The organism is Parapedobacter lycopersici (assembly GCF_040395035.1).
Lineage (GTDB): Bacteria > Bacteroidota > Bacteroidia > Sphingobacteriales > Sphingobacteriaceae > Parapedobacter > Parapedobacter lycopersici_A.
In genome coordinates, this window is sequence record NZ_JBEBRB010000050.1 from 1 (window position 1) to 20,202 (window position 20,202).

Sequence of the window (20,202 nt, forward strand, 5' to 3'; positions counted from 1 at the left end):
CATTCTCCTATCGGTTTATGGATGACGCATTCGATGCCATGTACCGCAGCGAGCAACGGACGGGGTTGTTAAGTTTATGTTTTTCCACCATGGCTATCCTAATAGCCTGTTTGGGTCTGTTCGGCCTCGCCGCCTTCACCGCGGAGCAACGCACAAAGGAAATCGGTGTCCGCAAAGTACTGGGCGCTTCAGTATCCGGCATTGTGCAGTTGCTGTCGAAAGATTTTATAAAACTGGTGCTGTTTGCCTTGGTCATCGCCTCACCGATTGCCTGGTGGGCGATGAACCAATGGTTACAGGATTTTGCCTATCACATTGACATCCAATGGTGGATGTTTGTCGTAGCGGGCCTAGCGGCGGTGGTTATTGCATTGCTCACGGTCAGCTGGCAGGCCATCCGGGCGGCTGTAGCGAATCCGGTCGAGTCTTTACGCGACGAATAAGTTGCGTAAAAGGAGATCCCGAAGAATTTCGGGATGGATTCGTTAAAGGGATGAATGATGTTGCAATAAGCTATAAAGCGGCATAAAGCATACAACAATGATAAAGAACTATTTAAAAATCGCCTGGCGAAGCATCGTAAAAAATAAGTTTTATACGGTGATTAACGTGATCGGGTTGTCGTTAAGCATAGCCACAGCATTGGTTATCTTCTGTATCATTCGTTTTGAAGCAAGTTTTGATCATTATCACCGTGCATCCGACCGCCTGTATAAAGTGATGTCACACGATGTCTTCGGCGAATTAAATTCCCATATTCCCCAAGGATTGATGAAGGCCCTTCGTCAGCAGTTTCCAGAAATAGAAAAGGCAGCTACAGTGTATCGTTTTGATCCCTCGGTTATCCGTGCGGGTGAACAAAACTTCAAAGCGGAGAACTCCTATTTTGTACACCCGGAGTTTTTTGATATGATCGATGTGGAATGGGTAAAAGGTTCTCCGGATGTTTCGCTTACCCAGCCTTACCAGGTTGTATTGGATGAGCCTACCGCGCTCCGTCTCTTTAATGGTGACGCTATGGGTAAAACCATCCGATATGACAATAAATTTGACGTAACTGTATCAGGTATTATTAAAGCAGTTCCACCGAACTCAGACTTTCAGCTGAGGTTCATTTTTTCGCATGAAACGCTGGCAAAGTATATGCCTGAAATGGCCAATGCGGATTATTGGGACGGTGGGGATTCCTGGCATCAGGGTTACGTCTTACTTAAGCCTGGCGTAAATCCGACTGATATTGAATCGGGTATTAATAAACTAATTCAATCTTATCTGGCCGACAACAAAACACATTACAAAAGCTTTACCTTATTACCTTTCTCTGCAATCCATTTTGATACAATCACCGATATTTTCAATTATGCAACCCCGGGATGGCTGTTATATGTTTTGGGAGGTGCGGCAGTTTTACTATTGCTCATCGCCTGTATTAATTATATTAATATTGCCATGGCACAGGCTATGTTGCGTGACAAGGAAACAGGTATACGAAAAGTATTGGGCGGAACCCGATGGCAGATTGTCGCCTCTTTTATGGTTGAAACAGCAGTGATTGTGTCCATATCCTTAATCGTCGGCGTTTTCCTGGCTAACGCAATGCTTCCTTACTCGGGCCAGTTATTAAATACACAGGTATCATTGGCCGACAATTGGGATATCGGTGCTATACTTTTTATAGGCTGCACCGCGCTTTCGCTTTGTGTGGTGGCGGGAGGATACCCCGGATGGATGTTGGCACATTTCTCACCTGCAAAACTCCTCCGTACCACGCTGTTTGTCCCTCGCGCAGGAGGATTTGCCTTGCGGAAAGTATTGCTTGTATCTCAATTTATCATCGCACAGTTGTTGATTATCTGTACAATTATAGGCATCCGACAGGTCAACTACCTATATGATAAGGAATTGGGATTTGATAAAACGGGTATAATGGCCGTCAATATGCCCAACGCCGAACATGTTTTCAGGGAGCGATTACGGAACAATCTCTTGCAACATACAGAAATTAAAGAAGTTACGTTTGGTTTAACTACGCCGTCAAGTATTCATAACTGGTGGTGGGGGCAGGTTAAATACCCAGGTCTTATTCACGGTGAGCAGCAGTTTAGACAGCAATTCGTTGATACGAATTATTTTAAGTTTTTTAATATCGCTTTAATTGCGGGACGTAATTTTAATCAGGCCGACACCACAAGAGCCGTCGCGATGATAAATGAAAAAGCCGCACACGAAATGGGGCATTTAAACGCGTCGGCAGCTATCGGAAACCGCATAGAAATGTGGGGCGATACTTATGAGGTTACCGGGGTTGTCGATAACTACATTTCCCAAAGCCTAAAAGAAGACATTACACCGCATATTTATTTTTACAATGGCCGCTTCTTTACAGCCATGATCCGAATAGCTCCGGCAGAGCGGAGTGAGGCAATAGTGGCTATCCGCGAGGAATGGAAGTCGATTTTTCCAGACAACTTTTTTGAATACCGCTTCCTGGATGATGAATTAAAAACCTTTTACAGCGGGGAAAACAAGTTTGCTGGCATGCTCTCCTTATTCACGGTAATAAGTGTGATAACCAGCTGTTTGGGGATATTCGGGTTGGTTTCGTTTATCTGCCGACGCAAAACGAAGGAAATTGGGATCCGTAAAGTGCTTGGCGCGTCAGTAGTTCATATCGTGCGGATGCTGGTATCCGATTTTATGAAACTTATTGCTGTAGCTATTCTTATTGCCTCCCCTATTGCCTGGTGGGCTATGAATAAGTGGCTAACTGAATATACTTACCGCGTGGATATAGCATGGTGGATTTTCGCTATTGCGGGATTGATAGCAGTTGTGACTGTGACGATTACTGTAAGCTTCCAAACTATCCGGGCGGCTGTAGCCAACCCCGTGGACTCGTTGAGGGATGAATAATGTTGCAATAAGCTATAAAGCGGTATAAAGCATACAACAATGATAAAGAACTATTTAAAAATCGCCTGGCGGAACCTCGTGAAACACAAGTTGTATTCCGCTATTAAGATCGGGGGCTTTGCCTTTAGCGTTGCCGCCTGCGTGTTAATCACTTTATTTATCCGGCATGAAATCAGCTATGATGGCTCGTACCCCGATTCGGATCGACTTTACCGCGCGGTCATGTCCATCAACGATGCCAAAGGCGATCCGCGAGAAGGCACCTCATTTATGGCGCCGTTTGCGCCGACGATGAAAGCTAACTTCCCCGAGATTGAACACGCAGGACGACTGTTACCCAATCCATTATTTGGCGCAGGGAGTAATCAAGTGTCCAGGGCAGACAATCCGGAAAGCCTGCATGAAGACGGAATTGTATATGCCGACCAGGAATTGCTAAATGCGTTGCAATTACCGATGCTTCAGGGCGATCCGCAACATGCCTTGGATGAGCCCAATACAGTGGTATTGACCGCGACTAAGGCAGGTAAATATTTTCCGGTTGGAAACCCTGTTGGTAAGGTCATCTACCTGAACGACAACAAGGAAAAACCGTACACCATTAAGGGTGTGCTGGAAGATATTCCTAGCAATTCACACCTTTATGGTTTTGATTTTTTCCTTTCACTGGCCGGAGAACCGTTTTACCCGGGAGAACAGACTAATTGGCTGGCCACCAATTACGTGACATACTTTAAGGTAAAACCCGGAACAGACTTGAATCAACTGGCAAAAAAAATGGTTTCGAGTGTCATGGATACCTATTATATTCCCGCCCTCCAGGGAGCCGGAATGCAGGTAGCTATAGCCCGGGTAAAATCAGCAAAACTCATATTCCAGCCCGTATCGGATATTCATTTGCATTCGCATGAGATTGCGGATTACGATGTAACTACAAGGAACAGTGGCGACATCCGCTTTGTGTGGTTGTTTGGAGGTGTTGCCGGGTTTATTCTGCTGATTGCCTGCGTCAATTTCATTAATTTGTCTACCGCCAAATCAGCCAGCCGTGCCAAGGAAATCGGTTTGCGGAAAGTAGTCGGGTCGTACCGCAGCGGGCTCATCCGGCAATTCCTGACCGAATCTACATTATATAGCCTGCTTTCCATTGCACTGGGCGTCCTGCTGGCGTGGGTGTCCTTGCCGCTTTTCAATCAGCTGGCCAACAAACAGCTGGTATTCCCCTGGGACAACCTGTGGCTGGCTCCCATTATTGGGCTATCCGTGATCATTATTGGGCTGCTTTCAGGACTTTACCCGGCTTTTTACCTCTCGGGATTTAAGCCGGTGCAGGTGTTGAAAGGTCAATTGAGCCGGGGTGCTAAAAACCCACTGCTGCGCAATGGGCTGGTGGTGTTTCAATTCACGACTTCCATCATTCTGATTGTGGGAACACTGATCATTAATAATCAGATGCAGTTTATCCTGAACAAAAAAATCGGGTTCGACAAAGATCAGGTGATGGTGATCCAGGGCACCCACACGCTCGGCGACCAGGTACAGACGCTGAAAGAAGAGCTGAAAAAGCTTCCGGAAGTACAGCATGTTACGGTGGGTGATTACCTACCCGTGCAGATGGGTGGTGTAAAACGCAACGGCAACCCGATCTGGAATGAAGGGAGAATTAATGAGGATGTTGCCGCCCAAGGACAGTTCTGGGAGGTAGATGATGATTATTTGCCGACGCTGGGCATCCAGCTTATCGATGGGCGCAATTTCAACAAGGAGCTGGCTAGCGATGCCGACGCAGCAATCATTAACCAACGGATGGCCAAATTACTCAACCTGGAAAACCCGGTTGGTAAACGCATCACTAACGGCGGGAAAAATATGCTGGTTATCGGTGTAGTGGAGGACTTTAATTTTGAATCCATGCGCGATGAAGTGGGTGGGGTTGTCCTCGCACTAGGTAATAGCCCAACGATGATGGCAGTGAAGCTGAATGGGCAACACATGGCTGAATCAATTGCGGGTATTTCCGCATTGTGGAAAGAGTTTTCACCTAACCAGGCCATCCGGTTTACCTTCCTCGACGAAAGCTATGCCGCCATGTATGAGGGTGTGCAACGCACGGGAACGATTTTCACGTGTTTTGCCGTGCTGGCTATTATGATCGCCTGTTTAGGGCTGTTTGGTCTCGCGGCTTTTACCACCGAACAGCGCACGAAGGAAATCGGGATCCGCAAAGTACTGGGTGCATCGGTTACGGGCATCGTACAGCTCCTGTCAAAAGATTTTATACGACTTGTGTTGTTTGCCTTGGTCATCGCCTCACCAATTGCCTGGTGGGCGATGAACCAATGGTTGCAGGATTTTGCTTACCGCATTGAGATCCGGTGGTGGGTATTTGTCCTGGCAGGGTCGGCGGCAGTGCTGATTGCGTTGCTGACGGTAAGTTACCAGGCCGTAAAGGCAGCCGTAGCGAATCCGGTTGAGTCGTTACGCGACGAATGATCGGGCATTGTTGCAATACATGAGTTACAATAGCATGCCGGTTGCTGACCGCTGGTCGTTAACCACTGAATACGAAATAAAATGATAAAGAACTATTTCAAAATCGCCTGGCGGAACCTGGTGAAAAGCAAAGGATACAGCGCTATTAACATTGGCGGTCTTGCCGTGGGTATGGCCGTGGCTCTGCTCATTGGTCTTTGGGTACACGATGAGCTGACATTTGACCAGTATCATAAAAACTATGCACGCATTGCGCAGGTTATGCAGCATGCTAACTTCAACGGAACCGTGCAGTCACAGACATCCAATCCGGGAGTAATGGGACCCGAGCTGCGCGCTAAATATGGAAGTGATTTCAAGTATGTCGTCCAGGCTTCATGGCCGGGTGGCCACTTGCTTTCCGTCGGCGATAAGCACCTGACGCAAGACGGGATATACTTTGAACCGGACGGCCCGGAAATGCTTACGCTTAACATGCTGAAAGGTACACGGGCGGGTTTAACAGATCCGTACTCCATTATGCTTTCCGCCTCCGCAGCCAAATCGATGTTCGGTGAGGAAGATCCGATGAATAAAACCATTACGCTTGACAGGCATTTTGAAGTAAAGGTTACCGGAGTGTACGAAGACCTGCCCGACAATACATCGTTCCGCAATTTGAAAATTATCATGCCGTGGGAATTGTGGTATATTCAGAACCCCTGGGGTAAAAACATGAACAACCCCTGGGGAAGCAATTTCAGCCAGACTTTTGTGCAGATCGCGGAACAGGCAAGTATGGAAGAAGTATCTGCGAAAATTAAAAACGTCAAACTGGATAATGTCAGTGAGGGAGCTAAAAAATACGAATGGGTAGTGTTCCTTCATCCGATGCCAAAATGGAATCTGTACAGCGAATTCAAGAACGGCGTGAACACCAGCGGAAACATCAGGAATGTCCGGCTGTTCGGCATCATCGGTGTGTTTGTGCTGTTGCTCGCCTGTATTAATTTCATGAACCTGGCAACTGCACGGAGTGAAAAACGGGCGAAAGAAGTGGGCATCCGAAAAACGGTTGGCTCCTATCGCAGTCAGCTGGTATTTCAGTTCTTCGCGGAATCTTACTTGGTCGTATCACTTGCCTTTGTACTGTCTCTGCTCCTTGCGCTGTTATTTCTGCCCTTATTTAATGATGTCGCGGGTAAGCATATGACTATTCCCTGGCTAAGTCCGGTGTTCTGGTCGACTAACCTGACCTTCATTTTGATTACGGGGTTGCTAGCGGGCAGCTACCCGGCGCTGTATCTTTCCTCTTTTCAGCCATTGAAAGTGCTGAAAGGAACGTTCCGCGTCGGCAGGTTTGCCACGGCACCCCGAAAAGTGCTGGTAGTCGTGCAGTTCGCCGTGTCTGTCATGCTGATCATTGGGACGGTCATCGTTTACCAACAGATCCAATACGGCAAAGGCCGGCCCGTCGGGTATACCCGGACCGGCTTATTAAACCTGAATCTGCAGGATGAAATAAAAGATCACTTCGATGTGGTAAGGACAGAACTGAAAAACGCAGGGGCAATCACGGAAATGGCAGGAAGTTTCAGTCCCTTAACGAGCGTCTGGAATACCAATGGCGGCTTTGAATGGGAAGGCAAGGACCCGAATTTAGCGGTCGATTTTCCAAACAACTCCGTGTCGTATGACTTTGGTAAAACCGTGGAATGGGAAGTTAAGGCCGGTCGGGATTTCTCACGGGATTTTGCTACTGATTCGCTGGCGTTCGTCATCAATGAATCGGCCGCCAAAATTATTGGATTTGACGAGCCCGTGGGAAAAACACTTCGGTGGGATGACGATGTTTATACCATAATTGGCGTAGTAAAGGACATCCTGCAGGAATCGCCCTTTTTTCCGGTCCGGCCTACGATATACCATCTGGGTGCCTCCAGCAACCTGTCAAACCTGGTGGTAAGACTGAACCCTGACCAAAGTACTTCCCAGTCAATACGCGCAATAGAAGATATCTGGAAAAAATACACGCCTACCGTGCCGTTTGATTACCAATTTGTAGATCAGGAATTCGGAAACAAGTTCATTGCGGAAGAACGGATCGGGAAACTTTCTTCTTATTTCGCCGTGTTGGCCATTTTCATTTCCTGCCTGGGACTGTTCGGCATGGCAAGCTTTGTGGCGGAACAACGGACCAAGGAAGTCGGCATCCGCAAAGTATTGGGAGCCAGCATAGCGAATCTATGGGGGTTACTATCCAAAGAGTTTGTTTTGCTGGTTATCCTGGCCTGCATAATCGCTACCCCGATTGCTTATTATTACCTGCATAGCTGGCTTGCGGGCTATGATTACCGGGTTAAAATCAGCTGGACCGTATTTGCGGTAGCCGCTGCCGCTGCACTGGTCATTACACTGGTGACGGTGAGTTTTCAGGCGATCAGGGCTGCAGTTGCCAATCCGGTCAAGTCGTTACGTAATGAATAAATTGTGTGACGATGAAGTCCTGGGGAATTCCGGGATGGATTCATTGACGGACGGCTGATGAAATAGTCCTTCTGTCTGTGCTAACATTCCTCCTTTAATCGGTAACCATCGCAGCTTGTCGATCCTGAACGTATCTTATCGATTCACAAAACACACCCTTGACAGATTGGCGTTCTTTGTGAAAAAAAAATCGAAATGATGTGTCAGCAAATTATGAAAGACCCGGCCTACAGGAAAAGGGTTGAGCCGCTTACTCCGGCGAGTACTGAACAGGCTGAAGCGCACCCCCCGCGTCCCTGCACCTATACACCATATTTAAGTGCGCCGGCATACGTACTGGACATGCCGGTTTTGGAAGCGCATATTTTTTTACTGCTTGGAATTGATTGATATGCGCAGCCTACCCATCACAATAGTATTGGGTGCGCTGATGATCGGCACGCCACCCGTATTGGCAAAGTCAGCGGAACAGGATAGTACGACGATGTATCCACTGCAAATCGATTTGCCTATACTCGACCTGCCTTTCCAACGGGATGCCGCACGCACAGGCGAACTGTTCGACAGTTATTCGATGCAGCAGGCGCTCGCGGTGACACAGAACCTACATCGCGTAAACTACCACCTCAATAATAAACTCTGGCACGGTATCATCCGGCCGGATAGCAAACGAAAGCAAGTGTATAACCGTATTGCTGCCAATGTCACTTCCGGCTTGGTTGACTATGTTTTTACCTATTACGGTGTTGTACTCTCCGCACAATGGATGCACGAGGAATTTCACCGGACCGGATTAACTATAAAGGGCATATCCTCATATGACGAGACGTATAATCGCTTTAATGGCGGATTTGCCAATGGATCGGTCAGCCGGGTAAAGGACGAAGACCTCATCCGGCTGAAAAAAGAGGCTCCGCAGGCGCTGGTCCGCAGCTTTGCTGCCGGTATTGAAAGTGAGTTCCTGTTATTACGCGGACTGCAAAAGGACAACTTTTTCAGCGGATCCAAATACGCTAATATTGCGCTGAACATCCTCCTGACCAAGCATGCCATTAATTATGTGAATCAGTTCAAACAAACAGACTATAATGCTAGCATCGATAGCATGAATGCACATGGGCTGACCGTGGCCGATCGCGACTTTGTGGGTTGGGATTTTACCCCATGGGTGTATGACCTGCACCGGCCGGATGAGCCTTACGAGGCACGCGGCAGGCACCCAAGCGGTGTGGGAATAGACCGGGCGATCAAGACCACATCACTGACCGACGAAGAGTACAGCTACCTGGAACGGATGGGCAGGATGCAGTACCTAAACTTTCTTTCGCCGTTTATGATCGGCGTCAACCGCATCCGGCTGAATGACCAAACGGCATTCAACGTGGCCGTAAGGCATTACCTTAATTCTTTTGGATACGATCTAACGGCGGACTTTTTTATTGACCATCGGGAAAAGCAATACCTTGTCAGTATCCATGGGTATCGCAACAAGTACCGGTTGCTGCCGGGTGTTGAAGTGGAGCGAAGCCCTTATGTAGTCCGCATTAATGGACAAAAACGCCTGTTATTACAGCCGGCAGTGCTGTTATGGTTGCAACCCAACGGTTTTTACGACCGCAAAGCGCGGCCTGGCGGCCTGTTTCGTGTGCAGGGCTCCTATGCGCTGGATAATATATGGCGCATTGTTGCAGTAGCTGAAGGAAAAACCAATGGCTGGGTAGCGGGTAATCCTTACCTTGATGCGAAGGCTGGTTTCCGTTTCGGGATATCGGCATCTTTCAATGCGGGGAACAGGCGTATCGCAACGTTAATGTAATAGACGCTGCGATGCGCGTCCTGCCACTTGTTCAACCTGACTTCGTTATCGATAAGGCTGTAACGCCTCTACCAACTCCCGGTAGTCCTTTCGCGTTAGGCCCGGCCCATCGGTAATTTCCCATAGGGCACTTTGGATCAGCGTGTAAATGACCCGCCACTCCGGTGTTTTATAGCCTTCGTCGAACATTTCCTGCGGATTATAGTGCTGGGTGAGCTGCAGCTTGGGATAATCTTTCAATAGATCCAGTAATCTGCGGATGTTCGGGTCAGTCGTAACCATTCCCAGCTCGTACATATCTTTGCCGATGGGATAGTCCTGCGTATCCCATTGCTGATTTTCCTCCCAGGGGAATGCCATGGAATAGTTGAGGCAACCCAACCCAAGATATACTGTAGTTGTGTCAGCGGGTGTACTGATATCCACATAAGTAGGCGGCACCTCAATGCGTACGGCAGACGTCAGGATACCGTTCTGTGTACGTCCTTCGTGCTTAAACAGGCAAATCAGACCGCCTGGCACTTCGACGGTAATCGTCACGTTCAAGTTGTTGACAAAGTTCACATCGGCATAAAACGTATTCAAGTTCCCGTGTAGTAGTCCGAGGTCCGGATTGAAAGGGTTATTGGGCCGGGCGACTACTTCAATGCCCTGGGGCAACTCCCAGGGTATGCCGGCGGGAATACCATCCGTATCGCCCAACCCTGGTTGGTCTTTCGATGACGGGATGACAATATCCCAGTCGTTCCCTTCTTCCGACGGATCGGGCATGCCCGGCCCTTCGCCTTTACCGCAACCTACCAATAACCAAAGCATCACGGTGTAATAAATCCATTTATTCATTGCTGTTATAATTTAATAAATTCCACTCTTCTGTTTTGCGCACGGCCCGCTGCGGTCTGATTATCGGCTACCGGCTCAGCTTCGCCCTTGCCGCCTGTTTCCAATCGACTGCCATCGATCTGGTATTCGGCCTGTAGTATTTCGCGCACGGCAGCAGCCCTGCGTTCGCTGAGTTCGAGATTGGCTTCGTCATCACCCACCGCGTCGGTATGGCCGATGATGCGGACACGGATATCCGCGTGCTGGGTGAGTACGGCCGAAATAGCCTTCAGTACACCAGCAGATTCCGGTTTAACAGTTGCTGAACCGGTGTCAAACAAAATACCTGTCGTGCTGAACTTACCCTCTTCTACCAGTTTGTGCCGAGTATCGGGCAACCCTTTGGAAATTTTGATATTACTGAAATATACACCGATCTGCTCGTCATTATAGGGACTGCTACCCAGCTGGAAATACAATTGGTTAAACTCACCGGCTTTGGAAATGCCTTTTGGTACATCATATAATTTTTCACCGTCCACCCAAATTCGCAACCGTTCCTTCTGTCCCTGGATGGCAACGTGTGACACTTTGCCATACCATTGGCGCACTGACTGATTCCTGGTGGGCGGACTATTGAAATAACGGCTATACTGCTCGTAACTCTCAAGCACGACATTTCCGGCATCGGCAAGCGGAGAGACTTCCACGTAAAAAGATTTATCACCCTTCGGGTCGGACAAAAGTTTGTTGGAAGTCGCGGATACGCTACCGGAAGCCAGCAGGCCAAACTGAAAGGACGGTGGCAACCAGCCTTTGAAATCGTACTGCAATACCATGTCGAATTCGACCGTAAAGTCCGGTCCGAAGGATTTTTCATTAGCTGTTAAGACAACCGTGCGCTGTGCCATGCGCAGCCATTGGCCGGGAATACCGCTCAGGCTAACGATTACCGAGCTACCGTTGCTATTCCATCCGGCCGGTAGCTCACCGATCGCCTCACCGGAAAAATCGGCGGCATATAATACGGAGTCACCGGGGACGAAATCATACTTACTGAATGCCTGGATAGATGGCTTTTGGTTATTGATCGTATCAATTCCGGACACCGCAAGCCCGTCATTTGTGTTGGGCTGGCCATCCGGCCCCTCGGTTTTCCCTCCTTCCGTTGCCGATTCGATGGCTTTATCGACTCCTTTGGAGACCGCCTTTTCAGTTTCACTCAATACTTTCTGCGTAGCAGCCTCTGCCGCCCGATCTTTGATTCTGCGAAGAATAGACTGCGCTTGCGCTGCCGTCGGCACAGTGCCGAAAAATACGGCCACCGTCGCGGCAATTACCACTTTTCTTACTGATAGATGCTTCATGACATTAAAATTAATGGTCACAAAGCTAACGGCTCCCGGCAACAACCACCTCCCGTTTCGATAAGCAGCAATATAACGGCATGAACGTATGATAGCTTCGACGAAAGGGTCGGTTCCACTTATCGGTGTCTGTGGGACTTCGCCATCAATCGTTTATCAAAAAGCAAGCAACGGAAAAGGATCCGGCGTCGGAGAGCCGCCAGTGGATGGAATCGGACTCAACAACTATTTCTGGCCAAGCGTCTTACGGATGCGGCTTAAACTATCCTGGTGAATCGCCAAAAATGAAGCGATATATTTCAAAGGTACTTGCTGGATGACCTCCGGCTGGGTATCCATTATTTTTTTATACCGTTCTTCCGCCGTCATACATATCGCGTCAATCTGATTGTCCTGCAACCAGGTCAATAGCCTATCCATAATGGCCAAATCCATATCATACATCCTGGGTATTGCTTGTTTTAATAAAAGGGCATTCTCTTTATCCCATACCAAGACATCGATTTCAGTCAGCGACTCTAACGCACAGGTAGATAACTGCCCGCTTTGGAGGTACAGCGGCGTGGACAAAAAGTGATTCGTTGAAACAATACCTAACGTGTGATCAATGCCTTTTTCCACCCGGTATAAACGGGCTATGCCGCTATTCAGAAAATAGAGTGTATTCACCGCCTTACCCTGCTCCATAATCACCGTATGCGGTGGTAAAACGCGGTGCTGCGTATGGGAACTGATGGTTTTGAACTCATCAGGTGTGAATAGTATGCCGTATTGTTGCGCAATGCGACAGACATTTTCAAAATGTTTCCGCGATATCATCGATAAGCCGTTTATTATCAGTTTAGTACAAGGCTAAAATACAGAAAAAAGCGGACCGATGCAATTTCTGACATATGTCAGTTTAAGGTATGATCGCAGCCGATAACTTTGTACAACCATTATAACGAATAAATAACAATGGGAAAACAGACCGTATTGATTGTGGATAGCGATCACTCCATTAGACAATGGCTGCGGGAAACCATCAAGTGTCAGCCCTATCCGTTTGTATTTTGGGAATGCTGTAATGGCCTGGAAGCTGAAAAGTACATCAACGCTCTGCAACCGGATTTGGTATTCATGGCGGTGAAACTTCCGGGGAAAAGCGGGTTTGAAGTCATGGAATCCGTCGAATACCAACCATCAGTCATTTTTACATCAATAGCTACCCAAGATGCAGCGCAGGCATTCGAACATCAGGCAATTGACTACCTCATCAAGCCCTTAACAGCTGAGCGCGTAAAGCTTGCCCTGCAACGTTTTGATCATTGGCGGGGAGCTGTCCACAAAAAAAATACTGCGAGCGAACCACCAATTAGTTATCCGGTACGGATCCTGGCGGAAAAAGGACAGCGGTTGACCAGTATACCCATCAATAAAATCACGCACCTCAAAGCCGATAAAGATTATACCTGGATTCATATGCTAAACGGCGAATCCTACTTGAGCACCACCGGCATTGGTCAGCTCGAACGTAAATTGAACCCTCAATGTTTTATCCGGATCCATCGTTCTTATATCGTTAATATCAATCACATACAAGAGTTGTATCGCGATATCAGTAAACTTTTTGTATCGCTGCCAAACGCCATTGAAATCAACGTTGGCCGCAATTACCTTCCAGTAATAAAGGAGCTTATATTTTGACTTCCGCGCAATTCCTACAGCAAATCGAGGCTGGGTAATTGGATTTGTCAATTCTCAAATTTACCATAGATTTTGCAGACCCTGAAAAGTACCGCCTGTATGTCTCTGCTTTGAAGGAAAATACTGGTCTGCAACAGTGCTTGCTTACTGCCGATATTTTTGCGGCGGATGATATCCAGTTCATTCCCGAAATTCAAATTGATAAATTCCCGGATTTCATTGCGGCTCTGACGCAGCACGTGTACATCCGGTCCGTCTTCCTCATTGAGTTCATTTGTAGCCAGCCGAAAGAACTTATCCATTTTAACACCAAGCTCTTCCAGGGTGATAATAAATCCACTTGCAAGCGGTGCATGCAGATTCTCTAGGTATTGCAGGCTTTCGGCACTCAAAAACTTGGCTGATTGCAACATATCTTGTATTAGATCTGTCCCATGAACAATGACCTCTGCTGAGCGCCGATCCGCAGCACCGAGCTGGCGGATGGCGCGCAGACTATTACGCTTCAATTTATACGTATACTTGATCAAGTCCATCAGTTCCTTGTCGGTCTTCTTCAACGCGAAAGCATCGCCATTGCGGATCCCATTTAAAATCGTACTGTAATGACCGGATATTTCAATGATCATCGTTACCAGCATATTCTTGCTGCGGATGTAAACATCAAGGTCCGACTCTTCCAACAGGCTTAATCTGCTCCTTTCGGTTTTTGATTGCTGCACCTTGTTCGCAAACTTCACATTGGAAATGATGATGTACACCAGAAAAATCCCAAGCAGCAACGCCGTAACCGCAATTCCCTGATAGATCAGAAATGCGAAGAGTGCAGCAACGGAAAACGCAATTAGCGCGGTGATAAACCATCCTCCGATAACGCTGAGGACGCCTGTAACCCGGTATACCGCCGATTCACGGCCCCAGGCCTTATCAGCCAACGAGGTACCCATAGCCACCATAAATGTCACATAGGTTGTTGACAGGGGTAATTTCTGCGACGTTGCCCACGCAATAAGTATACTGGCTAACACTAGGTTGGTCCCCGCGCGCACCAAATCGAATGCAGGGGCGTCATCGCCCACCTGAGTGGCTTTGCGTAATTTATCCTTCTCAAAACTGAGGTTGTACCTTCTTTTCACATTCCGGGGAATAAGCACATTGAAGAGGTTACCCAGCAACATCGCCGTTTTGACCACCCTCCTGGACACGGTGTTGGGCTTAAAACGGTCGTCACTTCCCTCCTCGTCTTGCCGGACTAGGCTGATCTCCGTTTCTGTTACTTTTTTAGCCTTCGCACTTAACCAGATGGTCAATGCCATGATTAGGCCGGCAATCAACAACATATAGTTAGGCACAATAACATCGCTTGTCGCTAGAAAATCCTGGTACAACGCATCGGCCGCCACCCCACTTCCCAACCAGTTTTCATACGCCAGTAATCCGGCGATAGGCACACCGATAAAATTGACGAGGTCGTTACCCGCAAAAGCCATGGCAAGCGAAAACGTACCCGCAAGCACTACAATCTTAAGTGGATTCAGCTGGAATTGTCGCTGGAGCCAGAAGCAGACTATCGTTGTCAGCAACAGGATGCCTAACAATACCACGACGATATTATCGTAGATATTCACTACCCAAGCAGCTTCCATCAAAGTGGTTCCTTTAAGCCCTTTGATCAATAGGAAATACACAATCACGGTAATCCCGATACCTGAAAAAGGTGCGCCCAAATTCTTTAGCCGCGATTCGTACTGGAACGTAAATGCTGAGCGAATGAAAAATTGCACCGCTACACCGGCCGTGAATGCAATTAATATAGATAGAAAAATACCCGATATGATTGAAAACGTGCTGTCCACGTTGATATACTTCATCACTTCATTGATGGACTCCCCTTTTTCCGCCGCAAACAGGAAGCCGACAATCATAGCAGCTCCCAACAACTCAAAGACAATGGAAACAGTGGTAGAAGTAGGCAGACCAAGGGAATTAAAGATATCGAATAGCACAATATCAGCCAGCATAACCGCCAGGAAGATCCACATTACCTTGTCGAACGTGAAGTGCTGCGGCTGAAAAATCCCCTTCCGGGCAATCTCCATCATCCCACTGGAAAAGAAACATCCGGCTAGAATACCTACCGACGCAATGAGGATGATATTCTTATAGGTCGTAACCTTACTCCCAATGGCCGAATTCAAAAAATTGACCGCATCATTGCTGACACCTACGATCAAATCCGCTACTGCAAGCACCAACAATACGGCGACGATAAACAACATGTAATCCATAGAAGCTACTATCTACTTATTCGTATTGCAAAAATGTAAACTTATTGTTATTAGATAATTTCCAATAAGTTAAGTTAATGTTAATAAAAACTAAGTAAAATACAAGGGAATGAATTTCACCGATAAGGTAATTCCGTCCGCCTAACAGTATTTCACCGCTCGGCCGGTAAAAAGAAGAAAACCGATATATCGGTATTCAGAAGGTCGTATTTGATTGTCTGATCGTGAGCTTATCCGGGTTGCGAACATATAACAGGCGCATAATTTCTGTTTCCGCTGTTTCAACGCATAGCACCGAATCGAGTTCGCCTGTTAAACGGTGAATGAAAAGTACCGCCGGCCGGCCATTCACGAAGGCGGCCCGATATTCGAAGTCGTTAAATTTATTTTCCGGAAGCTGCATAACCCCAAAAAGAAATTTCAGCACCTTATCTCGGCCGAGAAGCGGTTTACGTGCGGCTTCTCGTTTGCCGCCCCCATCACTGAAAAGTTCAACATCGCTGCGAAGCACGGCTTCCAGTTGCGTACGGTCTTCACACTGCAATGAAAAAAGGAACGCATCGATCAGCGAGCGATGCTTTGATGGATCAACGGGTCTGAACCGCTTCCGGCTAAGTTTCTTATGCGCACGGTGCAACAACTGCCTGCAATTTTCCACTGACGTACCTATCAACTCCGCGATATAATGGTATTCCTCAGAGAAACTTTCGCGCAGGATAAATACCGCACGTTCAACCGGGTTGAGGCGCTCGAGCAGGAAAAGCAACCCGTATTCCAGCGTGGGGGGCGTTTCAAAATCGAGGGTAATATACGGCTCGGGCAGCCACGACCCGACATAACTTTCCCGTTGCTTTTTCAATTCCTGAAGACGGTCAATACTTTGGTTAACCGTCATACGCCCCAGATAAGCCTTTGGCTGTTTCACCCCGTCTACGGAAGCCCATTTTTCATAGACATCATGAACAACATCTTCCGCATCCGCCACAACACCCAGCATGTTGTAGGCAATATGGAAAAGGTATGGCCGAAGCGCAATAATTTCTGCTGTCAGTTCCATATCATTTCCACAAAGATAGTCAGTTAGCTTTTCTTTTCGCGATATCGCAAAGCATATCCGAGTGAATGTTGAGACCAATATTGCCGATGTTGTAATAAAACTCCGTGGCGACGACCCAAACGATCTCACAGATCGAGCGCTCGTCATAATGTCTCGCAAGTTCGGCAAACAGGCTGTGTTCCATTTTTCGGTCGCGTGCCAATTGGGTAACAAAATCAAGCAGTGTCCGTTCCTTATCACTGAAAAGTTCACTGGTCTGATAACGGTTCAGTTCGTCAAACTTTGATTGGTCCATGGCGGAGATGATTGTTTGTGCCCGTCCGATATCGATGCAGAAATGGCAAACGTTGATCCGTGCTACCTGCTCCCGGATAAGCATAACCGTTTCATCCGGCAATTGCAGCTTCTTATCGAGTTGGGCGATTTTCCCGGAGAAACTCCCAAAGCTGAGTGGAAGGCGGGCGGCCATCACCTTAATAGGCGTCAATACTTTTCCGAACCGTTTACGGGTGAAAAAATAAACAAGTTTCCAAAGCACGTTTTTAGGTGCTTCAATGGGTGTAAGAAATGGCGTATCCATAATAGTCAACCGTGTTATATGTGTGCTGTAGACAGTAGACCGGGAGATGGTCGTTTTGTGACAAAACAAGATAGAAATAATCGATGACTGTGCCCGCTTCCGAACGGAAGCTGTCCGATATCGGACAGTCTTCACAACACACAAACCAACAATCAATTGATTAAAAATGATTTAACACTTTGGCGTAGTAACTGGGACATGATTTATTACTATTGGCTAAAACCTAAAGACGATGCTAAAGAATTATTTTAAAACCATCGGGCGCGACTTATGGTATAATAAGCAATACACCATACTCAACATGATTGGATTGGGTTTGGGCTTGGCTGTGTTCATTACGGTACTTGTTTATGTTAACCGGGAACGAAGCTACGATCGTTGGGATGATGCCTTGGAACGCGTATACCGCATTAATATTGGGAAAAATTGGGGAGGAAGTGATGAATTCACACCATCGGTCCCTCCCGCACTGGGTTATTTTATGCGCCACAATCTTCCCGAGGTGCAGACAGCCACTACCCTTCGTGAGCGTGGCGAGTCAGTTATTGAAATTGATGATGAGCAGTTTTATGAAAAAAAACTTATCGCTGCTGATAGCCTGTTCTTTTCTGTTTTTCCATACAAATTTTTACACGGAAATGCTGCTACTGTTTTAGTCCAGCCGCGGTCCGTAGTCATTAGCGAGGAAATGAGTAAGAAATGGTTCAGTGGAGAGAATCCTGTTGGTGAAACATTAAAAATCGACAACCAGTTGTATACAGTTACGGGAGTATTTCAAAAAATTGCACCCTCACACCTCAATTTTAACATATGTATGTCCTTCAATCCGGACGAGAACAATTGGCGGGCAAGCGTAATGTATATCTATGCTCGATTAAGGGACCGAGCGCAACCTACCTCAGTAGCACAAAAAATCAATGATCAATACACCCTCCAGTATGCCCTAGCTTTTCAAGCAGACCCGAACATACCGAAAAAGACAACTGCTGACCGGGCCATCACTTCGGTTGAAAACGCAAAACATTGGCTGGAAGATAACCTGTCCATTACCAATATCCATACAGAGATGGAACAGGTGAAAAATATTCATCTTTGGCCTGCGACTTATCCCTGGAGGGATTCACCGGCCAATCATCCCATAAACGACTACGAAAAAGGCAATCACATTCCGGTTGTTGTTTTTTCACTCATCGCCCTTTTAATTCTTTTACTGGCCTGTATCAATTACATCAATCTGATGATAGCCTTGGGTAACAAACGGGCACGTGAATCGGGGCTTCGCAGAGTCATGGGTGCCAGTCGGTGCCAGCTGATCACACAGTTTCTCCTCGAATCGTTCATTCACGTATTTTTTTCACTCTGCTTTGCATTGATGTGTTGTCAAATACTGATTAACTACTTGAATACCTCGTTTGACATGGAGCTTCGACTTTGGAGCACACTCAATCCCGAAGCAAACATGAAACTGATTATACAATTAGGTGTCATTGCGCTCGTCGTATCGTTACTTGCCGGCGGCTATCCGGCGTTATTACGTTCCGGTTATCGACCCGTCAAGATTCTGAAAGGCGAACTGGCCAGCGGCTTACAGGGTATGCGCTTGCGTAATGTCTTGGTTGTTTTGCAATTCTCTATTGCAATTGCTTTCATCGCATCGTTATTGGTGATGCATCGGCAGGTGGTATTTATGCAGTCTAATGATCCGGGATTTGACAGCGAACAGATACTCCGTATCGATGGGAGCAGAGTGCCTATTGATTTCTTCCAATCGTTGGACGAACATCAATTCTTAATGAACAGTATTCGTAATCTACCAGAAGTGGCATCAGCAACAACAACTCACTTTTATCCGGGTCAACCATCTATCAGCAACCAGCCAGCATATTTCGGACCATCAAAAGATTCACTCTCGTTAAGTATTAATTATGTCGGATTGGATTACTTTACTACGTTAGGGATCCGAATCATCCAAGGCAGGAACTTTTCATCAGCTCATGCCATGGATACCGTTAATGCGGCCATTATCAATGAAAAGGCTGCAGAGGCATTAGGTCTTCAAAATCCATTGGGTGAGCGTATTAATACGATAGCAAGAGATTATACGATTATTGGCATAGTAAAGGATAACTATAACGCCGGCTATACTTCGGCCATCCGTCCCGAAATTTATGTCAATGGCACTGTCCCTAAAATTGCCGGTGGTCGTCATCAGCTGTTGATCCAACTGAAATCCGGAAAGGACGCAAAGCAAGCAGTTGAAAAGATTTCAGCAATCTGGAAAGTTGTAGATGAGCGTAACCCTATGCAGTATTCTTGGCTGGATGATGATTTCTCTAAACTGATGGGGAAATATGTCCGATTTAGCAAAATAACAGGCTTATTAACGGTTATTACATTATCCATAGCAATTATGGGAATCTTTGCATTAAGTACTTTTTCAGCACAGCAGCGCACTAAGGAAATCGGCATCCGTAAAGTGCTTGGTGCATCCGTAAGCGGTATCGTACAGCTGTTATCAAAAGATTTTGTCAAATTAGTATTGCTTGCCCTGGTCATCGCCTCACCTATTGCCTGGTGGGCGATGAACCGCTGGCTACAGGATTTTGCTTACCGTATTGAGGTGGAATGGTGGATATTTGTCGTGGCCGGGTTGGCAGCAGTGGTCATCGCATTGCTAACAGTTAGTTTCCAGGCCATAAAAGCCGCAGTAGCCA

The 20,202-nt window shown here is 47.1% G+C and carries 13 protein-coding genes; 7 read left to right on the plus strand and 6 right to left on the minus strand.

Translation table 11 applies throughout. The features are described 5' to 3' along the window. The 5 genes from ABWO75_RS10145 to ABWO75_RS10165 form a co-directional block, all read left to right on the plus strand. Positions 1-443 (plus strand): ABC transporter permease (locus ABWO75_RS10145; protein ID WP_353185162.1); only part of this gene is annotated, 443 nt, incomplete at its 5' end. 97 nt (positions 444-540) lie between these two features. Further along, the gene (locus ABWO75_RS10150; protein ID WP_353185164.1) at positions 541-2,913 is read left to right on the plus strand and encodes an ABC transporter permease; all 2,373 of its coding nucleotides are present in this window, start codon (positions 541-543) and stop codon (positions 2,911-2,913) included. A gap of 39 nt (positions 2,914-2,952) precedes the next feature. After that, complete coding sequence (locus tag ABWO75_RS10155) at positions 2,953-5,406, plus strand: ABC transporter permease (RefSeq protein ID WP_353185166.1); 2,454 nt, start codon at positions 2,953-2,955, stop codon at positions 5,404-5,406. An 81-nt stretch (positions 5,407-5,487) separates the two neighbouring features. Then, positions 5,488-7,872, plus strand: a complete 2,385-nt coding sequence (locus ABWO75_RS10160) for an ABC transporter permease (RefSeq protein ID WP_353185168.1) — start codon at positions 5,488-5,490, stop codon at positions 7,870-7,872. A gap of 376 nt (positions 7,873-8,248) precedes the next feature. Next, entirely contained in the window at positions 8,249-9,688 is a 1,440-nt protein-coding gene (locus ABWO75_RS10165; protein ID WP_353185170.1) for a hypothetical protein, read from the plus strand. Positions 9,689-9,733: 45 nt separating this feature from the next. Here ABWO75_RS10165 and ABWO75_RS10170 read toward each other — a convergent pair whose 3' ends face one another. The 3 genes from ABWO75_RS10170 to ABWO75_RS10180 all read right to left on the minus strand — a co-directional run bounded on the left by ABWO75_RS10170 (position 9,734) and on the right by ABWO75_RS10180 (position 12,696). Next, positions 9,734-10,531, minus strand: a complete 798-nt coding sequence (locus ABWO75_RS10170; protein WP_353185172.1) for a hypothetical protein — start codon at positions 10,529-10,531, stop codon at positions 9,734-9,736. A 5-nt stretch (positions 10,532-10,536) separates the two neighbouring features. Then, positions 10,537-11,877 (minus strand): OmpA family protein, encoded by a 1,341-nt coding sequence (locus ABWO75_RS10175; protein ID WP_353185174.1) that lies wholly within the window; start codon positions 11,875-11,877, stop codon positions 10,537-10,539. Positions 11,878-12,102: 225 nt separating this feature from the next. Further along, a complete protein-coding gene (locus tag ABWO75_RS10180; protein WP_353185176.1) occupies positions 12,103-12,696 on the minus strand; it encodes a Crp/Fnr family transcriptional regulator in 594 nt (197 codons plus the stop codon). Positions 12,697-12,834: 138 nt separating this feature from the next. On the opposite strand from ABWO75_RS10180, the gene ABWO75_RS10185 reads away from it, so the two are divergent. Continuing rightward, positions 12,835-13,563, plus strand: coding sequence for a LytR/AlgR family response regulator transcription factor (locus ABWO75_RS10185; RefSeq protein ID WP_353185178.1), 729 nt, complete (start codon positions 12,835-12,837; stop codon positions 13,561-13,563). A 47-nt stretch (positions 13,564-13,610) separates the two neighbouring features. On the opposite strand, the gene ABWO75_RS10190 is transcribed toward ABWO75_RS10185, so the two are convergent. The 3 genes from ABWO75_RS10190 to ABWO75_RS10200 all read right to left on the minus strand — a co-directional run bounded on the left by ABWO75_RS10190 (position 13,611) and on the right by ABWO75_RS10200 (position 17,488). Continuing rightward, positions 13,611-15,851, minus strand: a complete 2,241-nt coding sequence (locus tag ABWO75_RS10190; protein ID WP_353185181.1) for an inorganic phosphate transporter — start codon at positions 15,849-15,851, stop codon at positions 13,611-13,613. A 196-nt stretch (positions 15,852-16,047) separates the two neighbouring features. Then, positions 16,048-16,908, minus strand: coding sequence for a sigma factor-like helix-turn-helix DNA-binding protein (locus tag ABWO75_RS10195; protein ID WP_353185183.1), 861 nt, complete (start codon positions 16,906-16,908; stop codon positions 16,048-16,050). Positions 16,909-16,927: 19 nt separating this feature from the next. After that, positions 16,928-17,488 carry a carboxymuconolactone decarboxylase family protein gene (locus ABWO75_RS10200; RefSeq protein ID WP_353185185.1) on the minus strand — a complete coding sequence of 187 codons (561 nt, stop codon included), beginning with the start codon at positions 17,486-17,488 and terminating at the stop codon, positions 16,928-16,930. 232 nt (positions 17,489-17,720) lie between these two features. On the opposite strand from ABWO75_RS10200, the gene ABWO75_RS10205 reads away from it, so the two are divergent. Continuing rightward, positions 17,721-20,202: ABC transporter permease (locus tag ABWO75_RS10205; RefSeq protein WP_353185187.1), on the plus strand; the 2,482-nt coding region annotated here is incomplete at its 3' end.

Coding starts and splice junctions, on each gene's coding strand:
- ABWO75_RS10150 (WP_353185164.1), top strand. CDS start 541: ATGATAAAGAACTATTTAAAAATCGCCTGGCGAAGCATCGTAAAAAAT.
- ABWO75_RS10155 (WP_353185166.1), top strand. CDS start 2,953: ATGATAAAGAACTATTTAAAAATCGCCTGGCGGAACCTCGTGAAACAC.
- ABWO75_RS10160 (WP_353185168.1), top strand. CDS start 5,488: ATGATAAAGAACTATTTCAAAATCGCCTGGCGGAACCTGGTGAAAAGC.
- ABWO75_RS10170 (WP_353185172.1), bottom strand. CDS start 10,531: ATGAATAAATGGATTTATTACACCGTGATGCTTTGGTTATTGGTAGGT.
- ABWO75_RS10175 (WP_353185174.1), bottom strand. CDS start 11,877: ATGAAGCATCTATCAGTAAGAAAAGTGGTAATTGCCGCGACGGTGGCC.
- ABWO75_RS10180 (WP_353185176.1), bottom strand. CDS start 12,696: ATGATATCGCGGAAACATTTTGAAAATGTCTGTCGCATTGCGCAACAA.
- ABWO75_RS10185 (WP_353185178.1), top strand. CDS start 12,835: ATGGGAAAACAGACCGTATTGATTGTGGATAGCGATCACTCCATTAGA.
- ABWO75_RS10190 (WP_353185181.1), bottom strand. CDS start 15,851: ATGGATTACATGTTGTTTATCGTCGCCGTATTGTTGGTGCTTGCAGTA.
- ABWO75_RS10195 (WP_353185183.1), bottom strand. CDS start 16,908: ATGGAACTGACAGCAGAAATTATTGCGCTTCGGCCATACCTTTTCCAT.
- ABWO75_RS10200 (WP_353185185.1), bottom strand. CDS start 17,488: ATGGATACGCCATTTCTTACACCCATTGAAGCACCTAAAAACGTGCTT.